This window comes from Phaeobacter sp. JH20_08 (assembly GCF_048056635.1).
Taxonomy (GTDB): domain Bacteria; phylum Pseudomonadota; class Alphaproteobacteria; order Rhodobacterales; family Rhodobacteraceae; genus Phaeobacter; species Phaeobacter bryozoorum.
The window spans coordinates 33,099-57,778 of record NZ_JAYMVV010000007.1 but is presented as its reverse complement, the minus strand read 5'-3'; the positions used below and the strand labels follow the sequence as shown (position 1 = coordinate 57,778).

The 24,680-nt window shown below is 63.1% G+C and carries 20 protein-coding genes; 10 read left to right on the top strand and 10 right to left on the bottom strand.

What is annotated here, in order from left to right; translation table 11 throughout:
* Positions 1-21 precede the first annotated feature (21 nt).
* The 6 genes from coaBC to VWY75_RS08235 all read left to right on the top strand — a co-directional run bounded on the left by coaBC (position 22) and on the right by VWY75_RS08235 (position 6,701).
* Positions 22-1,224 carry a bifunctional phosphopantothenoylcysteine decarboxylase/phosphopantothenate--cysteine ligase CoaBC gene (gene coaBC / locus VWY75_RS08260; RefSeq protein WP_416537463.1) on the top strand — a complete coding sequence of 401 codons (1,203 nt, stop codon included), beginning with the start codon at positions 22-24 and terminating at the stop codon, positions 1,222-1,224.
* A gap of 42 nt (positions 1,225-1,266) precedes the next feature.
* Positions 1,267-1,722 (top strand): dUTP diphosphatase, encoded by a 456-nt coding sequence (gene dut / locus VWY75_RS08255; RefSeq protein ID WP_340547324.1) that lies wholly within the window; start codon positions 1,267-1,269, stop codon positions 1,720-1,722.
* Entirely contained in the window at positions 1,722-2,828 is a 1,107-nt protein-coding gene (locus VWY75_RS08250) for a HesA/MoeB/ThiF family protein (protein WP_416537462.1), read from the top strand. The genes dut and VWY75_RS08250 overlap by 1 nt, the downstream gene beginning before the upstream one ends.
* A 49-nt stretch (positions 2,829-2,877) precedes the next feature.
* Complete coding sequence (locus VWY75_RS08245) at positions 2,878-3,690, top strand: transporter substrate-binding domain-containing protein (protein WP_416536684.1); 813 nt, start codon at positions 2,878-2,880, stop codon at positions 3,688-3,690.
* A gap of 65 nt (positions 3,691-3,755) precedes the next feature.
* Positions 3,756-4,589, top strand: coding sequence for an amino acid ABC transporter permease (locus tag VWY75_RS08240; RefSeq protein ID WP_416537461.1), 834 nt, complete (start codon positions 3,756-3,758; stop codon positions 4,587-4,589).
* Between the two features lie 96 nt (positions 4,590-4,685).
* On the top strand, positions 4,686-6,701 hold the full coding sequence (locus tag VWY75_RS08235; RefSeq protein ID WP_416537460.1) for a M3 family metallopeptidase: 2,016 nt from the start codon (positions 4,686-4,688) through the stop codon (positions 6,699-6,701).
* 108 nt (positions 6,702-6,809) lie between these two features.
* On the opposite strand, the gene VWY75_RS08230 is transcribed toward VWY75_RS08235, so the two are convergent.
* The 3 genes from VWY75_RS08230 to VWY75_RS08220 all read right to left on the bottom strand — a co-directional run bounded on the left by VWY75_RS08230 (position 6,810) and on the right by VWY75_RS08220 (position 10,410).
* Positions 6,810-8,495 (bottom strand): tryptophan halogenase family protein, encoded by a 1,686-nt coding sequence (locus VWY75_RS08230; protein ID WP_416537459.1) that lies wholly within the window; start codon positions 8,493-8,495, stop codon positions 6,810-6,812.
* A gap of 581 nt (positions 8,496-9,076) precedes the next feature.
* Positions 9,077-10,003: a 2-hydroxyacid dehydrogenase gene (locus VWY75_RS08225; protein WP_416537458.1), complete on the bottom strand. Its 927-nt coding sequence runs from the start codon at positions 10,001-10,003 to the stop codon at positions 9,077-9,079.
* Positions 10,000-10,410, bottom strand: coding sequence for a VOC family protein (locus VWY75_RS08220; protein ID WP_416537457.1), 411 nt, complete (start codon positions 10,408-10,410; stop codon positions 10,000-10,002). The genes VWY75_RS08225 and VWY75_RS08220 overlap by 4 nt, the downstream gene beginning before the upstream one ends.
* Positions 10,411-10,502: 92 nt before the next feature.
* On the opposite strand from VWY75_RS08220, the gene VWY75_RS08215 reads away from it, so the two are divergent.
* Positions 10,503-11,327 (top strand): LysR family transcriptional regulator, encoded by an 825-nt coding sequence (locus tag VWY75_RS08215; protein WP_416537456.1) that lies wholly within the window; start codon positions 10,503-10,505, stop codon positions 11,325-11,327.
* Between the two features lie 7 nt (positions 11,328-11,334).
* On the opposite strand, the gene rodA is transcribed toward VWY75_RS08215, so the two are convergent.
* From rodA to VWY75_RS08190, 5 genes are read right to left on the bottom strand one after another with little or no spacing between them, the layout of a single operon-like run.
* Positions 11,335-12,474, bottom strand: a complete 1,140-nt coding sequence (gene rodA, locus VWY75_RS08210; protein ID WP_340547315.1) for a rod shape-determining protein RodA — start codon at positions 12,472-12,474, stop codon at positions 11,335-11,337.
* 45 nt (positions 12,475-12,519) lie between these two features.
* Positions 12,520-14,469: a penicillin-binding protein 2 gene (gene mrdA, locus VWY75_RS08205; protein ID WP_416536690.1), complete on the bottom strand. Its 1,950-nt coding sequence runs from the start codon at positions 14,467-14,469 to the stop codon at positions 12,520-12,522.
* Positions 14,469-15,005, bottom strand: coding sequence for a rod shape-determining protein MreD (locus VWY75_RS08200; protein ID WP_340547313.1), 537 nt, complete (start codon positions 15,003-15,005; stop codon positions 14,469-14,471). The genes mrdA and VWY75_RS08200 overlap by 1 nt, the downstream gene beginning before the upstream one ends.
* Complete coding sequence (mreC, locus tag VWY75_RS08195) at positions 14,995-15,930, bottom strand: rod shape-determining protein MreC (RefSeq protein WP_340547312.1); 936 nt, start codon at positions 15,928-15,930, stop codon at positions 14,995-14,997. The genes VWY75_RS08200 and mreC overlap by 11 nt, the downstream gene beginning before the upstream one ends.
* Positions 15,931-15,982: 52 nt before the next feature.
* Positions 15,983-17,029 carry a rod shape-determining protein gene (locus VWY75_RS08190; protein ID WP_061049901.1) on the bottom strand — a complete coding sequence of 349 codons (1,047 nt, stop codon included), beginning with the start codon at positions 17,027-17,029 and terminating at the stop codon, positions 15,983-15,985.
* A gap of 337 nt (positions 17,030-17,366) precedes the next feature.
* On the opposite strand from VWY75_RS08190, the gene VWY75_RS08185 reads away from it, so the two are divergent.
* Positions 17,367-18,437, top strand: a complete 1,071-nt coding sequence (locus VWY75_RS08185) for an agmatine deiminase family protein (RefSeq protein ID WP_416537455.1) — start codon at positions 17,367-17,369, stop codon at positions 18,435-18,437.
* 72 nt (positions 18,438-18,509) lie between these two features.
* Positions 18,510-19,310: a 23S rRNA (adenine(2030)-N(6))-methyltransferase RlmJ gene (locus tag VWY75_RS08180; protein ID WP_416537454.1), complete on the top strand. Its 801-nt coding sequence runs from the start codon at positions 18,510-18,512 to the stop codon at positions 19,308-19,310.
* A gap of 88 nt (positions 19,311-19,398) precedes the next feature.
* On the opposite strand, the gene VWY75_RS08175 is transcribed toward VWY75_RS08180, so the two are convergent.
* Entirely contained in the window at positions 19,399-20,970 is a 1,572-nt protein-coding gene (locus VWY75_RS08175) for a 2-isopropylmalate synthase (RefSeq protein WP_340547309.1), read from the bottom strand.
* Positions 20,971-21,347: 377 nt separating this feature from the next.
* Positions 21,348-22,835 carry an MORN repeat-containing protein gene (locus tag VWY75_RS08170; RefSeq protein ID WP_340547308.1) on the bottom strand — a complete coding sequence of 496 codons (1,488 nt, stop codon included), beginning with the start codon at positions 22,833-22,835 and terminating at the stop codon, positions 21,348-21,350.
* A 170-nt stretch (positions 22,836-23,005) separates the two neighbouring features.
* Here VWY75_RS08170 and VWY75_RS08165 point away from each other — a divergent pair, with 170 nt between their 5' ends.
* The gene (locus tag VWY75_RS08165) at positions 23,006-24,664 is read left to right on the top strand and encodes an NAD+ synthase (RefSeq protein ID WP_416536693.1); all 1,659 of its coding nucleotides are present in this window, start codon (positions 23,006-23,008) and stop codon (positions 24,662-24,664) included.
* The last annotated feature ends 16 nt before the right edge of the window (positions 24,665-24,680 follow it).

The window sequence follows — 24,680 nt, the reverse complement described above, 5'->3', positions numbered from 1 at the left end:
ATCTGCGGCAAGGATAGGCAAATGCTGGCGAACAAACGTATTCTCCTGATCATCGGTGGCGGGATTGCCGCCTATAAATCGCTGGAGCTGATCCGCCGCCTGCAGGATCAGGGCGCCGAGGTGGTGCCGGTCCTGACCAAGGCGGGCGAGGAATTTGTAACTCCGCTGTCCGTTTCGGCGCTGGCCGGGCAGGCGGTGCACCGCGATCTCTTTGACCTTACCGCCGAGGCGGAGATGGGTCATATCCAGCTGTCGCGCAGTGCGGATCTACTGGTGGTGGCCCCGGCCACGGCGGATCTGATGGCGAAGATGGCCCATGGTCACGCCAATGATCTGGCCTCGACCCTGCTGCTGGCCACAGATACTCCGGTGCTGCTGGCGCCTGCGATGAATGTGCGCATGTGGCAGCACCCCGCGACCCAGCGCAATCTGGCAAGCCTGATGGCGGATGGTGTGTCCTGCGTCGGCCCGGATGAGGGCGGCATGGCCTGCGGCGAATTTGGTCCCGGCCGTCTGGCGGAACCGGACGCCATTGTTGCCGCCATTGCCGCGAAACTATCCGATGGACCGCTCAAGGGGCGGCGCATCGTCGTGACCTCCGGCCCGACGCATGAGCCGATCGACCCGGTGCGCTACATCGCCAACCGATCGTCGGGCGCCCAGGGGACAGCGCTGGCCCGTGCTCTGCGCGATCTGGGTGCTGAAGTGGTCTTCATCACGGGCCCGGCCAGCGTTGCGCCGCCCGATGGCGTCGAAGTGGTGGCCGTTGAGACCGCGCGGGAGATGGCCGAGGCGGTGTCAGCGGCGCTGCCCGCAGATGCCGGTGTCTTTGCCGCGGCGGTTGCCGACTGGCGTGTGACCAGCGCATCGGATCGCAAGCTGAAGAAATCCAAGGATGGGCTGCCGGTGATGGAATTTGCCGAGAACCCCGACATTCTCGAGACCGTGTCGCGGCTGGAGCAGGGGCGACCGGGACTTGTCGTCGGCTTTGCGGCGGAGACCAATGATGTGGTTGACAATGCCACCGCCAAACGCCTGCGCAAGGGCTGCGACTGGATTGTCGCCAATGACGTCTCCCCGGCAACCGGTATCATGGGCGGCCGTGAGAACGCGGTGATCCTGATCTCCGATGCAGGCGCCGAAAGCTGGCCGCGCATGGACAAGGACGCGGTTGCCCGCAAGCTGGCCGACCGCATTGCACAGGCGCTGGCGGAGACGGGCTGAACAGAGCCGCACAGGACGAAACCAAGAGGGATCAGGCACAGAATGGTCGATATCCGTATCACATATGACGAAGGCGCAGACCGGGAGGTGCCGCTGCCCGCCTATCAGACCAGCGGCGCGGCAGGCGCCGATCTGCGCGCCAATCTGCCGGATCGCGCCAGCCTGACGCTTGCCCCCGGTGCCCGCGCGCTGGTGCCCACGGGCCTGCGGCTGGCGATCCCCGAGGGCTATGAGGTGCAGATCCGCCCGCGCTCGGGTCTGGCGCTGAAACATGGCATCACCCTGCCCAATACCCCCGGAACCATCGACAGCGACTATCGTGGTCCGCTTGGGGTGATTGTGATGAATGCCGGCGAGGCCGCGTTTGACATCGCCCATGGGGACCGCATTGCGCAGATGGTGGTGGCACCGGTGCTGCGCGCGGAGTTCCAGCTGGTCGAAACGCTGGATGAGACGCCGCGCGGGTCTGGCGGTTTCGGCTCGACGGGGCAGGGCTGATGCTGTCGATCCTTGTCCTTGCAGCATTGATCTGGTGGGGCGGCCAATTCCTGGGGCTGGGACGCCGTTTGCGGTTCAGCCTGCTGGCATTGCTCTATGGTGCGATCCTGACGCTGCATCTGACCCTGCCTGCGACCGCGCCGCTGCGGCTGGCCACCGGGGAAACCGCCGCCCCCTGGCTGATGCTGGCGGGGGCCTTGGCGCTGGTGCTGGGCTACCGTCAGGGGCTGCGTGTCCTGCGCAATCGGGCGCGGCCGGAGGCGGCCGACAGTGAGGCGACCCCGCCCCGGTCGCAGAAATTCTCCGAGACAGAGCTGGAACGCTACGCCCGCCATATTGTCCTGCGCGAGCTGGGTGGCCCCGGGCAGAAAAAACTGCGCAACGCCCGCGTGCTGGTGATCGGAGCCGGTGGTCTGGGCGCGCCTGCGCTGCAATATCTGGCCGCCGCTGGCGTCGGCACAATCGGCGTTATCGACGATGATCTGGTGGAGAACGCCAATCTGCAACGGCAGGTCATTCACCGCGATGATGATATCGGGCGGCCCAAGGTGTTTTCGGCGCAGGCCGCGATGGTGGCGCAGAACCCCTATGTGGAGGTGCGCCCCTATCATCGCCGCCTGGATGCCGAGATCGCGGCGGATCTTTTTGCCGATTACGATCTGATTCTCGACGGCACCGACAACTTCGAAACCCGCTATCTGGCCAATCGCACGGCGGTGGCGCTGGGCAAGCCGTTGATTTCAGGCGCGCTGTCACAGTGGGAGGGGCAGATCTCGCTGTTCCAGCCCTCAGTCAGCGGCCCCTGCTATCAGTGCATCTTTCCCGAAGCACCTGCGGCCGGGCTGGCGCCCAGCTGTTCCGAGGCCGGGGTGGTCGGGCCGCTGCCCGGTGTCATCGGCGCGATGATGGCGCTGGAGGCGGTGAAGGCGCTGACCGGTGCTGGTGCGGTGCTGCGTGGTGAGATGCTGATCTATGACGGCCTTTATGCCGAAAGCCGCAAGATCACCCTGCGCGGCCAGCCCGATTGCCCGATCTGTGCCGGTGGCGCCGATGCCGACGTGGAGCCTGACGCGGCGCTCCTCGGCAGGCGCGCGGAGGGGGTCTGACGGAACCAGACGCAGCGATTGATCAATCAAAACCAAAGGGGAGGACAAAATGACATTCAACATGACCCAGGGCGCGGTGAAAACCATCGCCGCTGCCGCAGGCCTGGCCCTGCTGTCTACCGCTGCCACAGCGGCGGATCTGCCGGACCTTGAGGGGCGCGAAGTGGTGGTCTCGGTGGAGAATGCCTATCCGCCGCTGCAATTTGTCGACCCTGCCAGCGGTACAGCCATCGGCTGGGAATATGACGCCATGGCAGAGATCGCCGAGCGGATCAACATCACAGTCGTCTATGAAACCACCAGCTGGGACGCAATGATCCCGGCGGTGAGCGATGGTCAGTATGACATGGGCATGACCGGCATCACCATCCGCGACGATCGCAAGGAAAAGGTCGATTTCTCCGACAAATATCTGACCTCGCAGATGCGCATGATCGTGGCCGGGGATGAGAGCCGCTTTGACGATGCCGCCAGTTTTGCTGCCAATGCGGATCTTCTGGCCGGGGCCCAGCCCGGCACCACGCCGTTTTATGTGACCGTCTATGATATCCTTGACGGCGATGAGGCCAACCCGCGGATCAAGCTGTTTGAAACCTTTGGCGCGGCGATTCAGGCGCTGCGCACGGGCGATGTGGATCTGGCGCTGTCGGACAGCACCGCCGCCAATGGCTATGTGCAGGCCTCGGACGGGGCGCTGAAGATCGTGGGCGAGCCGCTCGGGACCGAGGATTTCGGCTTCATCTTCCCCAAGGGCAGCGATCTGGTGGCGCCGATCAACGCCGCCATCGCCTCGATGGAGGCGGATGGCACGCTGGATGCGCTGAACACCAAGTGGTTCCTGGAGTATAAGCTGGGCGGCTGACCCGGCGGCAGACTATGACCAATCCCCGGCCCTAGCGCCGGGGATTTCCACATCATGGGGCAGAGATGAACGAGCAAGAGCCAAGACCGGGCAGGCAAAACCGTTGGGCGGACAGCAAAAAAGAAGATTTCCCATGGTGGCTGGCGGCGGTGATCCTGATCGGGGCGACGCTGGTCTGGCGGGTGGTTTCGGATGATCTCTATCTCAATATCCTCAACACCCTGATGCGTGGCGTCCAGCTGACGATCTTTGTCACGCTGGTGAGCTTTTTCCTGGCCTCTCTTCTGGGGCTTGGGCTGGCGCTGGCTGCGGGATCGCGCTGGCTGGTGATCCGGCAGGGTGCGCGGTTCTATATCGAGGTGGTGCGGGGCATCCCGATCATCGTGCTGCTGCTTTACGTCGCCTTTGTGCTGGCGCCAGCGCTGGTGGAACTGCGCAACTGGATCGGCGCGCAGATCGGGTTGGATCCGATCCGTACTCGCAATTTCCCACTGCTGTGGCGGGCCATTATCGCGCTGATGATCGCCTATTCCGCCTTTATCTCGGAGGTGTTCCGCGCCGGTCTGCAATCGGTGGATGCGGGCCAGATCGAGGCGGCCAAGGCGCTGGGTCTCAGCCGCTGGCACCGCTTTCGCTTTGTCGTGTTTCCGCAGGCGATCCGCACCATCCTGCCGCCGCTTGGCAATGATTTTGTGGCACTGGTAAAGGACAGTTCGCTGGTTTCTGTACTGGGGGTCGCCGATGTCACCCAGCTGGGCAAGATCACGGCGGTGGGCAATTTCCGCTATTTCGAGACCTATAATGTGGTGGCGCTGATTTACCTCACGCTAACAATTGGCCTGTCGCTGCTGCTCAGGCGGTTTGAGAAACACCTGCGTCGCCGCGAGGAGCGCCGGTAGCGGGCAGGCTCCGGCGGCAATCGGTGAAATTCTCTCGACTGTGCCTCTGGACGGCGGGCAGGGGCGGGCATAGCTTCCTCACAAAGGAGATTTGCCATGACCAATCCGCTGCTGTCCAACTGGGACACGCCGTTTGAAATTGCCCCCTTCGACCAGATCAAGGACAGTGATTTTGCCCCTGCGCTGGATGAGGCGCTGGCTGCGCATAAGGCGCAGATTGACGCCATTGCCGCCTCGGACGAGGCGCCGACATTTGACAATGCGATCGAGGCGCTGGAAACCCCCTGCCGCGAGCTGGAGCAGGTTTTGTCGGTGTTCTACAGCGTGGCTGGTGCGGACAGTAACCCCGAGCGCGAAGCGTTGCAGCGGGCGTTTTCCCCGAAGCTGGCGGCGCATTTTTCCGCCATCACCGCCAACAAGGCACTTTATGCGCGCGTCAAATCGGTGTGGGATCAGCGCGATACGCTGGATCTGACCGAGGAACAGCAGCGCGTCCTGATGCTGACCCATCGCGGATTTGTGCGCGGCGGTGCGGCGCTGGAAGGCGCGGATGACACCCGTATGCAGGAGATCAAATCCCGGCTCGCGACCCTTGGGACCGAGTTTACCCAGAACCTGCTGGCGGATGAACGCAGCTGGTATATGGAACTCGGCGAAGAGGATCTGACCGGCCTGCCGCAGTTTGTGGTCGATGCTGCCCGCGCGGCGGGCAAGGACAAGGGGCTGGAGGGGCCGGCGGTCACGCTGTCGCGCTCGCTCATCACTCCGTTTTTGCAATTCTCGCCCCGCCGCGACCTGCGCAAGACGGCGTTCGAGGCCTGGGCCGCGCGTGGTGCCAATGGCGGCGACAGCGACAACCGCAAGATTGCCGCCGAAATTCTGGCCCTGCGCGAAGAGCGGGCCAAGCTGCTTGGCTATGAGAATTTCGCGGCCTACAAGCTGGAAACCGAGATGGCCAAGACCCCGGCCGCGGTGCGCGATCTGCTGATGCAGGTCTGGGAACCGGCCAAGGCGCAGGCGGAAGCGGATGCCTGGGTGCTGACGAAGATGATGCAGGATGATGGCATCAACGGCGAGCTGGAGCCCTGGGACTGGCGCTATTACGCGGAGAAACGGCGCAAGGCAGAGCATGATCTGGATGAGGCGGAGCTGAAGCCATATTTCCAGCTGGATCGGATGATCGAGGCGTCGTTTGACTGCGCGACGCGGCTGTTCGGGCTGGAGTTCACGCCGCTTGATGTGCCGCTCTATCACGAGGATTGCCGCGCCTGGGAGGTGACCCGCAATGGCGCGCATGTGGCCGTGTTCATTGGTGACTATTTCGCCCGCTCCTCCAAACGCTCCGGTGCGTGGTGTTCGGCAATGCGCAGCCAGGCGAATTTCCCCAAGGTGCAGACACCGGTTGTGATCAACGTCTGCAACTTTGCCAAGGGGGATCCGGCGCTCTTGTCTTATGATGATGCGCGCACGTTGTTCCACGAGTTCGGCCATGCGCTGCACCAGATGTTGTCGGATGTGAGTTACGAGAGCATCTCCGGCACCTCGGTGGCCCGCGATTTTGTCGAACTGCCCTCGCAGCTCTATGAGCACTGGCTGGATGTGCCGGAGGTTCTGGGCAAATTCGCCACCCATGCGGAAACCGGCAAACCGATGCCGGTGGAGATGCGCGACCGGGTGCTGGCGGCCTCGACCTTTGATATGGGGTTCCAGACGGTGGAATATGTGGCCTCTGCACTGGTGGATCTGGCATTTCACGACGGGCCTGCGCCGAAGGATCCGATGGCCAGACAGGCCGAGGTTCTGGCCGAGATCGGGATGCCGTCGGCGATCATCATGCGCCACGCCACCCCGCATTTCGCCCATGTGTTCTCGGGCGACGGCTATTCCTCGGGCTATTACAGCTACATGTGGTCGGAGGTGATGGACGCCGATGCCTTTGCCGCCTTTGAGGAGGCGGGCGGTGCTTTTGACCCCGAACGCGCCAAGGCGCTGGAGGCGCATATCCTGTCGACCGGTGGCTCGCGCGATCCGGCGGAGCTGTACACGGCGTTCCGGGGCCGACTGCCCGGTGTGGATGCGTTGCTGAAGGGGCGGGGGCTGGCGGCAAAATAATCCGCACGATGGTTTTTTCTGAAATGTGAGAGGGCAGGCGCGATGCGTCTGCCCTCTCTCGTTTGCAGTTGTGCCCCCGCGATCTGCGGTGAGGGGGCGCAGGCCTGCCTAGAACAGTTGCAGGTCTTTCTGACCGCTCTCAATCTCGCTGAAGCTCGGCATGTTTTGGATCGCCCAGGGCACCGGGGCGGCGCCGGGCATCGGCACTGTCGGTTTCATCGCCGCCGCCATGCCAAAGCTTGGCTGGTCCAGTTCGCCGCGGATGTCGCGCAGCAGGGTTTTGTGATCCGGCATCGACTTCAGGATGTTCGCCAGATCCACCTTCGCGCCCTTCCACCACTGGAACCAGATCGGTTTCTTCAATGGGCGCAGGCGATCCCGGATGCCGGGGCCATAGCCGGTATCATAGACCTGTTTTCCAAGAAGCACGGTCTGGTAGACCCGGTAATCAAACAGGGTGGCAAATTCGATATCATGGGGCATCGGCAGGCGGTGGTGCCAGAGTTCAAGGTTCTCGGCAAGGCGATCCGGGATCTTCATCTCCGTGCGGGCGTCGATCCAGTATTGGTCATCGGTGCGGTTGCCGAGCCGGTAGTGCAGGCAGATGAATTCCAGCACCTCGTCATAGAGCTTGTCCATCTGCCGGTTGTATCGGCTGCGCAGGGAGGGGGCGATCTCGCGCGTTGGCAGATGTTCGGCAAACCAGCGCACGGCGTGGTCGATCATGTGGATCGCGGTGCTTTCCAGCGGTTCGATAAACCCGCCGGCCAGACCGATGGCCAGACAGTTCTTGACCCAGGCGTTGCGCACGCGTCCGATCCGCATCGGGATCACCCGTGGCGTCGCCCCTTTGCCACTGTCCCCCAGCCATTTAAGGTATTCATCCGCCGCCTGATCATCGGTGCGATGGGCCGAGGAGAACACATAGCCGGTGCCCACGCGATTGTAGAGCGGCACGCGCCACGTCCAGCCGGCCCCAAGGGCGGTGGAGCGGGTCAGGCTTTCGATTTTTTCCGGGTCGGGATGTTCAATCTGCAAGGCCATAGCGCGGTCATTGGGCAGGTATTCGGAATAATCCATGAACGGCTCACCCAGCGCCTGATTGATGATCAGCCCGCGGAAACCGGTGCAGTCGATGACCATTTCGATATCGTGGCGGCCGCGCTGTTCCAGCATCAGGTGGCTGACATTGCCCTGTTCATCCAGTTCGACCGATGTCACCTCGTCCTGAATATGCTCAACACCGCGTTTGGTGCAGACCCTGGTGAGCATGCCTGCAAATTTCACCGCGTCCAGATGATAGGCATAGCCGAACCGCTGTTCGAACTCCGGTTGACCCAAGGGGCGCGCACCCTTGCACAGGCGGCCCAGATCATCATGTGGCGCGATGGACTGGGTGAAATCCCGGTCGCCGTTGCCAAAGCGCAGGAAATATTCCGCGGCCTCCAGCCCCTCCAGCAGCTGACCATGGGCAAAGGGGTTCACATAGTCGATGCGATTGCCCTTCGGGTCCTTGTTCCAGTTGCAGAATTTCACACCGAGCTTGAAGGAGGCGTTGGTTTCGCGGAAGAAATTGCGTTCGGATATGCCCGCCTGACGAAGCGTCTTTGGCATCCGTGGCACCGTTGCCTCTCCGACGCCGACCGTGGCGATATTTGGGCTTTCGATCAGGCAGATCCGCGGGCAGTCCTTTGGTGCCGAGGTGCGGGAGAATTCCGTCTCCAGGATCAGCGCCGTCATCCACCCCGCCGTGCCGCCGCCGACGATGGTGATCTTCCTTAAGCGATTGTTCATCTAGTTCCGTCCCTGTTTTTATGTTTTTTGAAGAACCGTAGCGCAAGTTTCTCGCATTTGGCCAGCCATTATGGCGCTCAGCCGGTCTGGACGGGGCTGAGCGGACCCGACGTCGCGCTGATCGTGGTTTTGCGGGGACATGGCCGGGGGCGGCATGGGGCTGCACTATTTGGAAATTTCGATGATGATCGGTGCTGTGCAAACGTGGCCCGGCATGGTGCGTCGGGGTGGCTGTTGTCCAGACACGGGTCATCACCGGCGCGACCTGTGGTCGTCCGGGGGGTGCTGCCGTGTTGATCTGCCAGTCTTGGAACTGGGGACTTGTTCTGCAACCGGGCGGTTGCGGCATAAAGTGGACGGCGCCGCCACGGGGGCGGAGAGGGGCGGGTTGATGGCCCGCGTGCTCAAATTCTCTGCACAGCCTCACACACTGAGGCCCGGTTCCTGGTCGGAGCCGGGGTGCCAGACCCGGATCCTGCAATCGCGATTGCCCGAGAGACTAGCGCAAGGGTCTGAAACGATTCTGAGCGGGGCGGGCGGCAGGTTTGCTGGATGTTAAGAACTGCCGCCCACCTGGGTGATCAATAGCCCAGATTGCGGTCCACCTGATGGCGCAAGGGCTGTCCGGCCTCGCCCAGGCGAATGTTTTCGGCAATCACCCGTGCGGCAGTGATGGCGCGGGTTTCGGCCGCGATATGGGGCGTCACGGTCACATTGGGATGGGCCCAATAGGGATGATCCAGCGGCAGCGGCTCCACCCGGAAAACATCCAGCGTGGCATGGCCGATCTGGCCACTGTCGAGCGCGGCCAGCAGGGCATCATCCTCAATCAGCGGGCCGCGTCCGGGGTTGATGATCCGTGCGCCACGGGGCAGCAGGGCGAGCGTGTCACGGTTCAGCGTATTCTCGGTGGCCGGTGTATCGGGCAGCAGCAGGATCACGATTTCGGCGGCGCTGAGCGCCGCGCGCAGCCCGGCCTCGCCGTGGCGGCAGGTGATGCCGTCGATGGATTTTTCGGATCGCGACCAGCCGGTGACCGGGAAGCCCAGCTTTGCCAGCATCTGCGCGCAGGCCTGCCCCAATGCGCCAAGGCCCAGCACGGTGACCGGCCGTTCCTCGGCCAGCGGCGGCACCACGGGGTCCCATCTGTCCTGCGTGCGGATCGTGCGGTCGATGCCGAGGTGGTAGCGCAGCACATGGCCGGTGACCCATTCCACCATGCCTGCGGTCAGCCCCGGATCCACCATCCGGCAGAGCGGCATCTTGAGGGTCTGGTTGCCGACGATCTTTTCCACCCCGGCCCAGAGGCTCAGCACCGCCTTGCAGCGGGTATAGGGGGTAAAGTCCTGAAGGTCGGAATTGGGGGCATAGACCACGTAATCGACCTCTCCCGGCGCGTGATCGAGGCGCAGATCAACCTCCAGCCCGGCCTCGGCAAAGGCGGCGCGCAAAGGTGCCTGATAGCTGGCCCAGCGTTCGGGCAGGGCGGCGAACTGGACGTTGATCATGTGGCAAACACCCCGTCCATATCGGCAAATCCCTTGATTTCGATGGGGTTGCCTGCGGGATCATGAAAGAACATCGTGCTTTGCTCTCCCGGCTCGCCCGCAAACCGGGTGGTGGGGGCGATGGTGAAGTCAACACCCGCCGCCTCCAGCCGGTCAGCCAGCGCGCGCCAGTCACCCTGCGGCAGGATCACCCCGAGGTGGGGCATCGGCACCATGTGATCGCCGACCCTGCCGGTCTTGGCGGTGGCAAAAACTGGCCCGAGGTGCAGCGAAATCTGATGGCCGAAGAAGTTGAAATCGACCCAAGTCTCGGTGCTGCGCCCTTCCTCACAGCCCAGCAGATCCCCGTAAAAGCCGCGCGCCCTGTCAAGATCATCCACGTGATAGGCGAGGTGAAAAATGCTCATCTCTGTGCTCCCTTAACTCTGTACCTAAGGGGATAGGCGGTGAGGCGTGCAAAGGGTAGCTTGTTTTTCTATGTTCAGACATAAGGATATCTATGGATACACGATTTCTCACCAGCCTGATTGCCACGATTGAAGAAGGCTCCCTTGCGGCGGCGGCGCGGCGTGAGGGGATCACCGCCTCGGCCATCTCGCAGCGGATTGCCGCATTGGAGGCTGATGTGGGCGTGGCGCTGCTGTGCCGGGCGGGCCGGGTCATGCAGCCAACGGCGGAGTGTCGTCGGCTGCTGCCACGGATGCGTGACATGCTGCGGGCAGAGGCCGAGCTGCGGGGAGAGCTGCGCGGCGCCGCGCTGACCGGCCGGTTGCGGCTGGGCGCGGTATCGACGGCGATGGGAGATTACGCGGGCGCGATCCTGCGGCATCTGAGAGCCGCCGCGCCGGAGGTTGCGTTGCAGCTGGTGCCCGGCACCTCTGAGGGGCTTTATGCGGCGATGGAACAGGGGCAGGTCGATGCAGCCCTGTTGATCGAACCGCCCTTTCTGCTGCCGAAATCCTATGTGTTCACCGAGATCGCCCGGCAACCCATCGGGCTGTTGCAGGCTGAGAAGGCCGCTGAAGAGCCGCTGCCCTATCTGATCTACAGCCGGGACGCCTGGGGTGGCGCGCGCTGCTGGCAGGCGCTGACGCAGAGGGTCGATGCGCCGGAGATCCTGGCGGAACTGGATGCGCTGGAACTGATTGCCCAGATGGTGGCAGAGGGCACTGCGCAGGCGGTTGTGCCGCTTTGGGAAGGGGTGGGGCGATATGGCGGGCTGCGGTTCACGCCCTTTGATGACGCGGAACGGCGGCTGGGCGTGCTTCTCCATCAGCGCGATGCGGACAGCGCGCTGACGCGGGTCTTGCTGGCAGCGCTCTAGCCGACGCCTATCGCGGGCGGTGGATATTGGCGCTTTGCACCAGACCAAAGGCGGCCAGCAGCACCAGCATCGCCGACCCCCCGTAGGAGACCATCGGCAGCGGCACGCCGACCACGGGTGCCAGCCCCATCACCATCGACATATTCACCGCAAAGAACAGGAAAAATGTGATGGCGACGCCCAGCGTGACCAAAGAGGAAAACCGGTCCCTGGTGGCAAGCGCCGTGGCAATACAGAACAGGATCACCAGCATGTAGATGAACAGCAGGGTGAACCCGCCGATAAACCCGAATTCTTCGGCCAGGGTGGTGAAGATGAAATCGGTGTGTTTCTCGGGCAGAAAGTTCAGCCGTGACTGGGTACCCTGCATGAAACCGCGGCCGGACCAGCCGCCGGACCCCAGCGCAATCTTCGACTGGGTGATGTGGTAGCCGGCACCGAGCGGATCCTGCGAGGGATCGAGAAAGGTGTCGATGCGGCGGAACTGATAGTCTTTCAGCAGCTGCCAGTCGGTACCCCGGCTTTTGAACACGGCCGCAACAAGACCCACTGCGGCGCCGATGACGGCGGCAAAATAGGCCCAGTGCACACCGGCAAGGAACATCACGCCCCCTCCGGCGGCCATCAGCAGGATGGAGGTGCCAAGATCGGGCTGGCGCAGCACCAGAAAGGTGGGCAGCAGGATCAGGATCACCGGCAGGATCACCCATTGGGGCCGTGAACAGCGCTCCGGCGGCAGCCAGTCGTAATAGGCGGCCAGCAGCATCACCAGCGTGATCTTCATCAGCTCCGATGGCTGTAGCCGCATAAAGCCAATGTCGATCCAGCGCTGTGCCCCCATGCCAACGGTGCCGAAGAATTCCACCGCCACCAGCAAGAGCACCGAGACCAGATAGGCCAGGACCGAGATATTGCGCCAGAACCAGATCGGGATCATGGCCACCACCAGCATCACCGAAAGCCCAAGCAGGAAGCGTTTGACCTGCGGTTCCACCCAGGGGGAGAAACTGCCGCCCGCCACCGAATAGAGCATCAGAAAACCGACGCTGGCGACGCTGGCCAGAAGCAGGGTCAACGGCCAGTTGAGATAGAGGATCTTGCGCAGGCCGGTCGGCACCGATTGCGCGTTATTGGCAAGATAGCTCATGGCTGTCCTCTTGTCGCTGTCTGCCCCTGTTCACGCAGGCCCATCTCAGGCCTGACCACTGTCGCTGTTGCGGCTGGTGCGCTGGATGCGTTCACGTTCCAGACGGTCCTGCTGGGCTTCGATACGGCTGCGGTCCTTCTTGGGGTAGGCCTCAAGCGGTGGCGTGCCATTGTAGAGCGCCTGTAGCAGCACGTCGCGGGCGATCGGCGCCGCCGCCTTGGAGCCGCCACCGCCATGTTCCACCACCACCGCAACGGCGAATTTCGGGTTGTCATGGGGCGCGTAGCTGACAAACAGCGCATGGTCGCGCCGTTCCCAGGGCAGGTCCTCGTTGCGGATCACCCCGGCGGCGCGCTCTGCGGCGGTGATATTGCGGACCTGACTGGTGCCACTCTTGCCCGCCATGCGCATGCCCTCGGCGATGATCCGGGAGCCGTAGCCGGTGCCGCGCCGTTCGTTGCTGACCGAATACATGCCCCGGCGGATCGTGCGCAGATTGTTCTCGTTGACGCCAATCGGCTCTCCGGCGCCGCTGGGCTGTTCCACCCCGTCGATGGATTTCAGCAGGCGAGGCGTCACCGAACGCCCGGTGGCCAGACGTGCGGTCATCACCGCCAGCTGCATGGGCGAAGCCAGAAGATAGCCCTGCCCGATAGAGGAGTTCACGGTGTCACCAACCAGCCAGTCCTGACCGTAGGTCTTTGATTTCCATTCCTTGTTGGGGGCGATCCCCTTGGCCACGGCGGACATTGGCAGATCATGGCGCACGCCAAGGCCAAAGCGTTTTGCCATGGCGGAAATCTTGTCGATGCCGACCTTGATGGCGAGATCGTAGTAATAGACGTCGCAGGAGCTTTTGAGCGATGTATTGAGATCGACATGGCCATGGCCTGCGCGTTTCCAGCAGTGGAAGCGGCGGCCCGAGACCTCCAGATGGCCGGGGCACCAGACGGTATCTTCGGTGCCGATCAGGCCTTCTTCCAGCGCGGCAAGGGCGGTGATCATCTTGAAGGTCGATCCGGGCGGATAGGTGCCCTGAACGGATTTATTGGCCAGCGGGCGATAGGGGTCTTCGGTCAGCATCCGGTAGTCGGCTACCGAGATACCCCGCACAAAGAGGTTGGGATCAAAGCTGGGCGAAGAGGCAATGGCGCGCACATCACCGTTTTCGCAGTCGATGACCACGGCGCTGGCGCTCTCGAGGCCAAGCCGCGCCTGGGTGTAGTTTTGCAGATCGGCATCGACGGTCAGCTGCATGTCGGCGCCGGCCTCGCCTTCGCGGCGATCCAGCTCGCGCATGACGCGACCGGTGGCGTTGACCTCGACACGTTTGGCGCCGGCCTTGCCGCGCAGCACATCCTCGCGCTTGGCCTCGAACCCGACCTTGCCGATCTGAAAGCGCGGGATCATCAGCACCGGTTCTGGGTCTTCCATCTTGCTGAGGTCATAATCCGAGACCGGCCCGACGTAGCCGATCACATGGGCAAAATCCTCATGCTGCGGATAGACCCGCGTGAGGCCGACCTCGGGCGTGATGCCGGGCAGGGCGGGGGCGTTGACCGCAACCTTGGAGATGTCGTCCCAGCTGATCTGATCGGCCAGGGTGATAGGCAGGAACGGTGGCGAGCGGCGCATTTCAGCCATGGCGCGTTCGATGTCTTCGGGGTCCAGCGTCAGCAGTCGCGACAGTTTGTCGATGACGTCGCCCACATCGCCGGCATCCTCGGGCACCACGGTGATCCGGTAGGATTGCGCGTTCTGCGCCAGAATTGTGCCGTTGCGGTCGTAGATCTGCCCCCGTGCCGGGGGGATCAGGCGCAGGTTGATGCGGTTTTCCTCGGCCAAGAGGCGGAACTGGTCAGCCTGATCGACCTGAAGGTGACGCATCCGCATCGCCAGACCCCCGGCAAAGGCCAGCTGCAACCCGCCCAAGAGCAGGGCGCGACGGCTGAGTTTGCGATGTGAGGCCTCGACATCCTTGACGTTGCGTTTCATCAGCGGCTTCCCAGGGCTTCTGCCTCGGCGGGGGAGAGTTTGCGCACCCCCAGCAGGCTTTGGCTGGCCAGCGCGACCAGCGGATAGATCAGCAATGTTGCCACCATCTGGATCAGAATCAACCCCAGCGACGGCTGCACCACCCCCAGAATTGCCAGGATCAGCCGGTTGAGCAGGGTCACGGCGGTGACGGTCACCGCCACCGTGAACCATTCGCCGAGAAAGGCGGTTTCACGGTGCGGCTGAACCTGTGATTTCAGAAAGCTGGAGGCCAGAACCACCAATAGCGCCATCAGGCCCGGTGGCCGCTGGAACAGCAGATCGGCCAGCAGGAAGGTGAGGGCAATCAGCAGCGTCGGCACGTAGTCGGGACGCCGGAGCGACCAGGCCAGGACCAGCGCCAGCATCAGATCCGGCGGCGCCCAGCGAGAGGGCAGCGTATCCAGCGGCAGCAGGTGAAAGAACATGATCACGAGGGCCAGCGCCGGAAAGGCCGCGCGCATGAGCCAGATCCGCGCCGGAGCGTTATTGGCCATCTCCGGCCTCCGCCGCCGCCCCATCGCCCAGCCCCTCGGGCCGGGGTTGCGGAATATTGATGCCCGGTGCCGGAACCACCAGCCCGCCGGGATCCTTGATCACCTCAGATCCGTGATGGCGCAGCACCCGCAGGAATTCCAACCGCTCGTAATCGGCCGAAAGGCGCACCCGCAGGCGGCCAAAACGGTCCTGCGTGACCTGCCCGATCAGCAGACCTGCCGGGAACACCTTGCCATCGCCCGAGGTGACCACCCGGTCGCCGGGGCGGACCAGATCGGGGTTTTCGAGAAAGTCGATCACCGGCGCCGGGCTGTTGTCGCCAGCTACCAGCGTGCTTTGCCCGGAGGGCTGGATCAGCGCGGGGACGGAGCTGGCAGCATCGGTGAGGAGGATCACCCGCGCGGTATCCTGCCCGGTGCCGGAGATCCGCCCGACAAGGCCGATGCCATCCATCGCCGCCCAGCCGTCGCGCACCCCGTCACGCGCGCCGACGTTCAGGATCACCGACTGGCGAAAGGGCGAGCCGCTGTCGGCCATGACCACACCGGTGACAAAGGTCAGGCGGGGGTCGAGCCGCACATTGTTGAGATCCAGCAGGCGGGCGTTTTCCTGTTCCAGCTGTAGCGCCGCCTCTTTCCAGGCGCTCATCTGGCGCAATTCGCTGCGCAGTTCGCGGTTCTGTTCGGCAAGCCGCTGATAGCTCTGAAAATCGCGCAGCAGGTTGATGGCGCCCTCAACCGGGACCATGGCCCAGTCCATGCTGGGAACAACGGCATCGACGATTTGGGCGCGAAACCTCTCGACCCTTGGGCTGTCGATCCGCCAGATCAGGAAAATCGCCAGCAGGCACAGGCAGATAACCCCGGTCAGCAGGCGGCGCAGCGGGGCGGTATAGTCATCACGCTGGGACCGGTCTTTGGCCAAGGTATTCCTTCCCGGCGCCGGGCGTCGGCCATCCTAGCGATGGCCGGACCGCTCAGCTGTCGTAATCAATGGCATGTGCCAGCTGTTTTTCGTATTCCAGCGCCTTGCCGGTGCCAAGCGCCACGCAGTTCAGGCTTTCATCGGCGATGGAGACCGCCAGACCGGTCTGTTCGCGCAGGGCCAGATCCAGATCGCCCAGCAGCGCGCCGCCGCCGGTCAGCATCACGCCGCGATCCACGATATCCGCCGCCAGATCCGGCGGTGTGGTTTCCAGCGCGGTCATCACCGCTTCGCAGATCTGCTGCACGGGTTCCGCCAGCGCTTCGGCGACCTGGGCCTGCGAAATCTCGATTTCCTTCGGCACGCCGTTCAGCAGGTCGCGGCCACGGATCTGCATCGACTGGCCGCGGCCGTCGTCGGGCATCCGGGCGGTGCCGATGGAGGTCTTGATGCGTTCGGCCGTGGCCTCGCCCACCAGAAGGTTCTGCTGACGGCGCAGGTAGTTGATGATCGCCTCATCCATCCGGTCGCCACCAACGCGGACCGAGCGCGCATAGACGATGTCGCCCAGCGACAGAACCGCAACCTCGGTGGTGCCGCCGCCGATGTCCACGACCATGTTGCCGGTGGGATCGGTGATCGGCATCCCGGCACCAATGGCGGCGGCGATCGGCTCGGCGATCAGCCCGGCGCGGCGGGCGCCTGCGGAGAGCACCGACTGGCGGATCGCGCGTTTTTCAACCGGGGTGGCGCCATGCGGGACGCAGACGATGATCTTGGGCTTGGAGAAGGTGGAGCGTTTGTGCACCTTGCGGATGAAATGCTTGATCATCTCTTCGGCGGTGTCAAAATCGGCAATCACCCCTTCGCGCATCGGGCGGATCGCCTCGATGGAGCCGGGGGTGCGGCCCAGCATCAGCTTGGCATCCTCGCCAACTGCGAGCACTTTTTTCACGCCGTCCTTCACATGATAGGCGACAACGGAGGGTTCCGACAGGATGACACCGCGACCCTTGACATAGACGAGCGTGTTCGCCGTGCCGAGGTCAATTGCCATATCAGACGTGAACAACCCGCCAAGACTTCCAAAGATCGACATGTATTAGGACCCTGTAAAACTGCCACCTGTCCCGCGACTCTGCTGAGCGCGGGCTTTATGTCTTATAAGCAGCGCCGGGAGGTGGCGAAAGGGCGGATTCCGATCAAAAGGCGCCTTTTCGCCGCCACCCGGCGGGTGCCCCATGGGAAAGGCAGACAACCGATCCGATTGGCAGTGTTGGCAGGTGTGGCGCGGATTTGATAAGCGCGCCCCGCAAAACCGCACGCCTCCGGCAACTATCGGAGGCGGTACAGGGCCGCGCGATGTTGCTTCTCTTGTTTGCGCAGCGTTGTTAAGCTTGATCCTTGCGGATGTTTGGTCGGCGAAGGGAACGGCGATGAAGCGGCGAAATTTCTTACTGGCTGGCGGGGCCTTCGGCATGGCAAATCTGATCACAGGACAAACTGCCGTTGCCGGGTCCGGATTTTTTGTCCCACCGGAGGAAGCGCCGCATCAGCGCACCTTCATGCAATGGCCGGTCAGCAGGAAGGTGCATCCCGATCCTGTGTTCCGCGACATGGCGCAGCAGTCGATTGCAGATATCGCCAATGCGATTGCGGCGTTTGAACCTGTCACAGTGCTCGCGGCGGCAGCGGATCACAGCGGCGCGCGCGCCAAGCTGTCTGCGGATGTTGAGCTGTGGGATATCCCGACCGAGGATCTGTGGTGCCGCGATTCAGGGCCTATCTTTGTGATCGATGGCGCAGGCGGCTTGGCGATCAGCCATATCCAGTTCAACGGCTGGGGCAAAAAGCAGGTCAACCGGCGGGACAGCCAGATCGCAGGACGGGTGGCCGAGCGTTTGGGGCTGCCGCTGTTGCCAACCGGTTTGCATGGCGAGGCAGGCGGCGTGGAGCAGGATGGGCACGGGCTGCTGATGGCACATGAGAGCAGCTGGGTGAACAAAAACCGGAATCCCGGGCTGTCACGCGATCAGATAGAACAACGGCTGCTGGAGGCTTATGGGGCGGATCGCATGATCTGGGCCGAGGGGGTCCGGGGGGAGGATATCACGGATTATCATATCGATAGCCTCGCACGTTTCACCGGGCCGGGGCGTGTTCTTATGAACCTGCCCGATACCCCTGATAGCGCCGATCCGTTCCATATGGCTGCGTTGGACACGCATGACCGGCTGGTCGGGGCGGGGCTGGAGGTTGAGGTTATCCCCGAACCTCATATCCGTCAGATCAAAAGGTTCGATTTTGTCGCCTCTTACGCCAATTATTACGTCTGCAATGGCGCGGTGGTCGCGGCGGAATTCGGGGATGGTGCAACCGATGAGATCGCGCGGAACGCGCTGGCGCGTCACTATCCGGGACGGGAAATAGTCACGCTGAACGTGGACCCGCTGGGCGAATTGGGTGGCGGCATTCACTGTGCAACGCAGCAGATGCCAGCGGTCTGAGCCATCAGATCCAACGCCCTCCGCTGCGGCAAGGGGCTTTTGTCCGGGGCGGTTTGGCGGTAGAGGGCTGGGATGCTGTCATATCAACATATCTATCACGCCGGAAATCTGGCCGATGTTCAGAAACACGCGCTGCTGGCGCGGATGCTGGATTATCTCACGCGGAAGGACAAGCCGCTCAGCTATATCGAGACCCACGCCGGGCGCGGGCTCTATCAGCTGGATGCGGCAGAGGCGGTCAAGACCGGCGAGGCGGCGGCGGGGATCAGCCGCCTGCTGGATCAGGCCCTGCTGGCCGACGATCACCCGCTGGCCGCTGCCATTGCCGCAACCCGCAGCGCTCATGGGGAGATGGCCTATCCGGGGTCGCCGCTGATTGCAGCGCATCTGCTGCGCGAGGCCGACAGTCTCAATTTTGCCGAGCTGCACCCGCAGGAAAACGCCGCCCTGCGGCAGGCGCTGTGGGCGCATGGGCTGGGGCGGCGGGTCCATGTGCATCAGCAGGACGGGTTTGAGCTGGCGCAGTCGCTGGCGCCGCCGACGCCGCGTCGCGGGCTGCTGCTGATTGATCCCAGCTATGAGGTAAAGCGCGACTACGCCCAGATCCCCGGCCATATCGCCAAGCTGCACCGCAAGTGGAACGTCGGCGTCATTGCGCTGTGGTATCCGATCCTGACGGACGGGGCGCATAAGCCGATGCTGAGCGCGCTGGAGGCGCAGGGGCTGGCCGGCGCATTGCGTCATGAGGTGCGGTTTCCCCCGGCGCGGGAGGGGCACCGGATGGTCGGCTCGGGCATGTTCATCGTGAATGCGCCCTATGGCACCGAGGAAGAAGCCGCGCGGCTGACCAAACTGTTCAGCCGTCTGGGCTGAGATGCGGCCAACAGAGGCGGTTGGCCCTGGGCAGAACGAAAAAGGCCACCCGTCGGGTGGCCTTTGCTGTTTCAGATCAACGCATTGATCAGGTGATGTCCTTGTAGGAAATCTCGCGGGTGTCGGCGCCTTCGCCCATTTTGCTGCGGCGGATGATCAGGCGGTTGAGGGCGCTGATATAGGCGGCGGCAGAGGCGACAACCGTGTCGGTGTTCGCGCTCTCGCCCGTGGCGATCACGCCGTCTTCTTCCAGTCGGACAGACACAGTGGCCTGCGCGTCGGTGCCTTCGGTGACCGCATGGACCTGATAGAGCTGAAGATGGGCCGAGTTCGGGTGGATCTTGCGGATCGCCTTGAAGGCGGCATCGACAGGGCCGTCGCCTTCTGCGGTCTCGGTCACATCCTTGCCGTCGACTTCCATTTCGATGGTGGCCTCGGCGGGACCGCCGGTGCCACAGACGACTTTCATCGACACCAGCTTGAGGTGGTCATCCTCATCGCCGCTGGTGCGCATCAGCGCGATGATGTCGTCGTCAAACACCTCTTTCTTGCGGTCGGCGAGTTCCTTGAACCGGACAAAGAGATCCTTCAGCTGGTTGTCGCCCACCTCAAACCCGAGCTGGCTGAGCTTGTCGCGCAGCGCCGCACGGCCGGAATGTTTGCCAAGCGGCAGCGAGGTGCCGGCAATGCCCACATCCTCGGGCCGCATGATTTCAAAGGTTTCCTTGTTCTTCAGCATGCCATCCTGATGGATGCCGCTTTCATGGGCAAAGGCGTTCTTGCCGACGATGGCCTTGTTCGGCTGCACGACAAATCCCGACACGGTGGAGACCCGGCGCGAGATGTGCATGATCTTCTTGGTGTCGATGCCGGTGGTAAAGGGCATGATGTCACCGCGCACCTTGAGCGCCATCACCACCTCTTCCAGGGCGGTGTTGCCCGCGCGTTCGCCCAGACCGTTGATGGTACATTCGATCTGGCGCGCGCCACCTGCCACAGCGGCCAGCGCGTTGGCGGTCGCCATGCCGAGGTCGTTGTGGCAATGGGTGGCAAAGATCACGTCATCTGCACCGGGCACGGTTTCGATCAGGCGCTTGATCAAATCGGCGCTCTCGACCGGGGCGGTATAGCCGACGGTATCGGGGATGTTGATGGTGGTGGCGCCCGCCTTGATGGCGATTTCGATCACCCGGCAGAGGTAATCCCATTCGGTGCGAGTGGCATCCATCGGCGACCACTGCACATTGTCCACCAGATTGCGGGCGTGGGTGACCGTCTCGTGGATCTTCTCGGCCATCTCATCCATGGTGAGGTTGGGAATGGCGCGGTGCAGCGGCGAGGTGCCGATAAAGGTGTGGATGCGCGGCTGTGCGGATTTGCGCACGGCTTCGGCGCAGCGGTCGATATCCTTGAAGTTGGCGCGCGCCAGACCACAGATCACGGCATTCTTGGAACGTTCGGCAATCTCGCTCACCGCTTTGAAGTCGCCTTCGGAGGCGATGGGGAAGCCCGCTTCGATGATATCGACGCCCATGTCATCCAGCAGCTCGGCAATCTCGAGCTTTTCATCATGGGTCATGGTTGCGCCGGGGCTCTGCTCGCCATCGCGCAAAGTGGTGTCGAAGATCAAAACGCGATCTTTGTCAGCTGCAGTCGTCATGTCGGTATCTTTCTTGTCTGTCCTAAAATCCAATCCATGTGGCGCGCATGCCTTCCCCTCTGAGCGGGCGCGCCGGATGGCACGCTCAGAGGCGGATTAGGATCAGTAGGGCGCGCAGATCTGCACCGCGCGGGGCGGTGGCAAAGCAAGGGATATCTGCACGCATCATCATGACGCAGAGTTATACAGAGCCAAAGACGAATGGAAAGACAGAAATTGACCGGGCAGGAGCAAAGCCTGCGACTGTAACCCGTTGGCCCGGATCAGACATGCTACGCCTTATGGCTGGGCGCGCGCTGTGCGGCGGGTCCAGCTACGCCTTTTGGCGGTGGGGCGCGCCAGCCTATCCGGTCGGCCGTGCTGCGGGTCAGCGGTAATCAGTTGCTGGCGTTTGCATCGTCGGTGGCGGTGGCCGGGTCGGCTGTTGTGGCATCATCGCTGTCCTGTGCCGCCGCACCGGTGGTTTTGAGCGCGCCGTTCTCCCAGGTGCCTTCGGCTTGCTGACCGCTGGCATAACGCATCACACCCGGTCCCTGACGTTTGGAATTGAGAAAGCTGCCCTCGTAGACATCGCCATTGGCATAGGTCGCGACGCCCTGGCCGCTGATCTTGCCTTCAGTCCAGTCGCCCTCATAGCTGAAGCCATCTGTCATCACGATCTTGCCGGTGCCGTGGCGCTGGCTGTTGGCAAAGCTGCCGGTATAAACCGAACCGTCGGGGTAGGTGACAACCGCTTCGCCATGGCGCTGCCCCTCTTTCCAGCCGCCGTCGTAGCGGTAGCCGTCAGGGTAGGTCATCACGCCCTGGCCGTGGTTCTTGGCGTTCTGGAACTCGCCTGTGTAGACCAGCCCGTTGGGATAGGTTGTGGTGCCGCTGCCCTCGATCACGCCGGCCACCCAGTCGCCTTCGTAGGTGGAGCCGTCGGGATAGGTGATCTTGCCCACGCCATCGGCGAGATCATCGCGGAACTGGCCCTCGTAGACCGAACCGTCGGGATAGGTGACGCGGCCCTTGCCCTCGATCTGACCGGCCAGCCATTCGCCGGTGTAGACATAGCCGTCGGTCTTGGTGAAGGTGCCTTCGCCGTGGCGCAGGTCATCCTCGAAATTGCCGATATAGACATCGCCATTGGCATGGATCTGCTTGCCTTCGCCCTGACGGCGGCCGGCCACCAGCGGGCCTTCGTAGATATCGCCATTGGGCTGGGTCAACACGCCGGTGCCATCCATCTGGTTTGCGGACCAATCGCCCTCGTAAACCAGACCATCGGGCATGATCAGCTTGCCTTTGCCCTCCAGCTGGCCGTCGCGGATGTCGCCCTCATAGGTGGCGCCGTCCGGGTAGGTGATCTTGCCGGTGCCTTCCTTGCGGCCATCGACCCAGTCGCCGTCATATTCATAGCCGCCGGGATTGCGCATGATGCCTTTGCCATGGTGCTTGGCATCGCGAAAGCCGCCCTCATAGCGCGCGCCATTGGCATAGACCGCAACCCCCTGGCCATTGATTACGCCGTTCGACCACTCGCCATCATAGGTGCCGCCATCGGCAAAGGTGATCTTGCCTGCGCCTTCGGGTTTGCCTTTGACGAATTCGCCCTCGTAGATGGATCCGTTGGGGAAACGCGCAACGCCACGACCGCGGACTTCGCCATCGACCCAGTCGCCGGTATATTCATAGCCGTTGGGCAGCCGGTAGGTGCCGGTGCCATGTTGCAGGCCGCCGCGAAAGGTGCCCTCATAGATGCCGCCGATTTCATCCTGCGTGGTCAGCACCTTGCCATCCTGGGCCAGGGCCGGGCGTCCGACCCCGGCAGCGCCAAGCGCCAGAGCGGAGGTCAGAAGAGCGGCGGTGGTGAAACGGGTCATGGAATATCTGCTTGCCATAAGGGGAGCCGGGGTGCGGGCCTGTTGATCGGTTTGACAGGAAACTATGCCACAGCCGCCGCCGTCGCAATGTCTTTTGCCACTGCGGTCTTTCCCTCGCAGCGTGATCTGTTTAATGGCAGAAGGCAGGATTATCGAAGGACGCAAGCAGGATGGCTGATCGTTTTCGCGTGACACTGGCCCAGTTGAACCCCACCGTCGGGGATCTGGCTGGCAATGCAGATAAGGCCCGCGAGGCCTGGGCCGCAGGCCGCGAGGCAGGTGCTGATCTGGTCGCCCTGCCAGAGATGTTCATTACCGGTTACAACACGCAGGATCTGGTGATGAAGCCGGTTTTCCACCGTGCTGCCATTGCCGAGGTTGAGCGGTTGGCCGCCGATTGTGCCGATGGTCCGGCGCTGGCGATCGGCAGCCCGTGGGTCGAGGGCGACAGGTTGTACAACGCCTATCTGATCCTGAAGGGCGGCAAGATCACCACGCAGGTGCTGAAACATCACCTGCCAAATGCCACCGTCTTTGACGAGGTGCGGATCTTTGATGCGGGCCCGCTGGGCGGTCCTTATGCGGTTGGCGATACCCGGATCGGCAGCCCGATCTGCGAGGATAGCTGGTATGAGGATGTGGCCGAAACCCTGGCCGAAACCGGCGCGGAGTTCCTGCTGATCCCCAATGGATCGCCCTATTATCGCAACAAGATGGATGTGCGGCTCAACCATATTGTGGCCCGCTCGATCGAGACCGATCTGCCGGTGATCTACCTCAATATGGTGGGCGGCCAGGATGATCAGGTTTTTGATGGTGGTTCGTTTGTGCTGAATCCGGGCGGGGCGCTGGCCTTGCAGATGCCGGTCCTGCGCGAAGATATCTGCCATCTGGATCTGGAGCGGACCGCCGAGGGCTGGCGCGCCGTGGATGGCCCCAAGGCGGTGCTGCCGGATGAGTGGGAGCAGGATTACCACGTCATGACGCTTTCGCTGCGGGATTACATGCGCAAGACCGGCTTCAAGAAAGTGCTGCTGGGGCTCTCCGGTGGCGTCGATTCCGCCATTGTCGCCACGATCGCGGTCGATGCGCTGGGGGCTGAGAATGTGCGCTGCGTGATGCTGCCGTCCGAATATACCTCGCAAGCCTCGCTTGACGATGCCGAAGCGGTGGCAAAGGCGCTGGGCGTGCGCTACGACTACGTCCCGATTGCCGAGGGGCGCGCCGCGATCACCAACACGCTGGCGCCGCTGTTTGCCGGGATGGAGGAGGGGCTGACCGAGGAGAACATCCAGTCGCGCCTGCGCGGGCTTCTCCTGATGGCGATGTCCAACAAATTTGGCGAGATGCTGCTGACCACCGGCAATAAATCCGAGGTCGCCGTGGGCTATGCCACGATCTACGGCGATATGGCGGGGGGCTACAACCCGATCAAGGATCTCTACAAGACCCGCGTGTTCGAGACCTGCCGCTGGCGCAATGCCAATCACCGCGACTGGATGATGGGGCCGGAAGGGGAGGTCATCCGCCCCTCGGTCATCGACAAGCCACCGAGCGCCGAGCTGCGCGACGATCAGAAGGACAGCGACAGCCTGCCGGATTACCCTGAACTGGACGCGCTGCTGGAGATCCTGGTGGATAGGGACGGTTCGATTGCTGATTGCGTTGCGGCCGGGTTCTCGCGGGAGACGGCAAAACGCGTGGAACACCTGATTTATATCAGCGAATACAAACGCTTTCAGTCAGCCCCCGGTGCGCGGCTCACACCGCGCGCGTTCTGGCTTGATCGTCGGTATCCGATCGTGAACCGCTGGCGCGACCCCAGTTGACCGACCAGTAAGGCGC

Coding starts and splice junctions, on each gene's coding strand:
- coaBC (WP_416537463.1), top strand. CDS start 22: ATGCTGGCGAACAAACGTATTCTCCTGATCATCGGTGGCGGGATTGCC.
- VWY75_RS08200 (WP_340547313.1), bottom strand. CDS start 15,005: ATGGCCAATAACGCTCCGGCGCGGATCTGGCTCATGCGCGCGGCCTTT.
- VWY75_RS08220 (WP_416537457.1), bottom strand. CDS start 10,410: ATGAGCATTTTTCACCTCGCCTATCACGTGGATGATCTTGACAGGGCG.
- VWY75_RS08170 (WP_340547308.1), bottom strand. CDS start 22,835: ATGACCCGTTTCACCACCGCCGCTCTTCTGACCTCCGCTCTGGCGCTT.
- VWY75_RS08245 (WP_416536684.1), top strand. CDS start 2,878: ATGACATTCAACATGACCCAGGGCGCGGTGAAAACCATCGCCGCTGCC.
- VWY75_RS08250 (WP_416537462.1), top strand. CDS start 1,722: ATGCTGTCGATCCTTGTCCTTGCAGCATTGATCTGGTGGGGCGGCCAA.
- rodA (WP_340547315.1), bottom strand. CDS start 12,474: ATGAGCTATCTTGCCAATAACGCGCAATCGGTGCCGACCGGCCTGCGC.
- VWY75_RS08235 (WP_416537460.1), top strand. CDS start 4,686: ATGACCAATCCGCTGCTGTCCAACTGGGACACGCCGTTTGAAATTGCC.
- VWY75_RS08185 (WP_416537455.1), top strand. CDS start 17,367: ATGAAGCGGCGAAATTTCTTACTGGCTGGCGGGGCCTTCGGCATGGCA.
- VWY75_RS08240 (WP_416537461.1), top strand. CDS start 3,756: ATGAACGAGCAAGAGCCAAGACCGGGCAGGCAAAACCGTTGGGCGGAC.
- VWY75_RS08175 (WP_340547309.1), bottom strand. CDS start 20,970: ATGACGACTGCAGCTGACAAAGATCGCGTTTTGATCTTCGACACCACT.
- VWY75_RS08165 (WP_416536693.1), top strand. CDS start 23,006: ATGGCTGATCGTTTTCGCGTGACACTGGCCCAGTTGAACCCCACCGTC.
- dut (WP_340547324.1), top strand. CDS start 1,267: ATGGTCGATATCCGTATCACATATGACGAAGGCGCAGACCGGGAGGTG.
- VWY75_RS08180 (WP_416537454.1), top strand. CDS start 18,510: ATGCTGTCATATCAACATATCTATCACGCCGGAAATCTGGCCGATGTT.
- VWY75_RS08230 (WP_416537459.1), bottom strand. CDS start 8,495: ATGAACAATCGCTTAAGGAAGATCACCATCGTCGGCGGCGGCACGGCG.
- VWY75_RS08190 (WP_061049901.1), bottom strand. CDS start 17,029: ATGTCGATCTTTGGAAGTCTTGGCGGGTTGTTCACGTCTGATATGGCA.
- VWY75_RS08215 (WP_416537456.1), top strand. CDS start 10,503: ATGGATACACGATTTCTCACCAGCCTGATTGCCACGATTGAAGAAGGC.
- mrdA (WP_416536690.1), bottom strand. CDS start 14,469: ATGAAACGCAACGTCAAGGATGTCGAGGCCTCACATCGCAAACTCAGC.
- VWY75_RS08225 (WP_416537458.1), bottom strand. CDS start 10,003: ATGATCAACGTCCAGTTCGCCGCCCTGCCCGAACGCTGGGCCAGCTAT.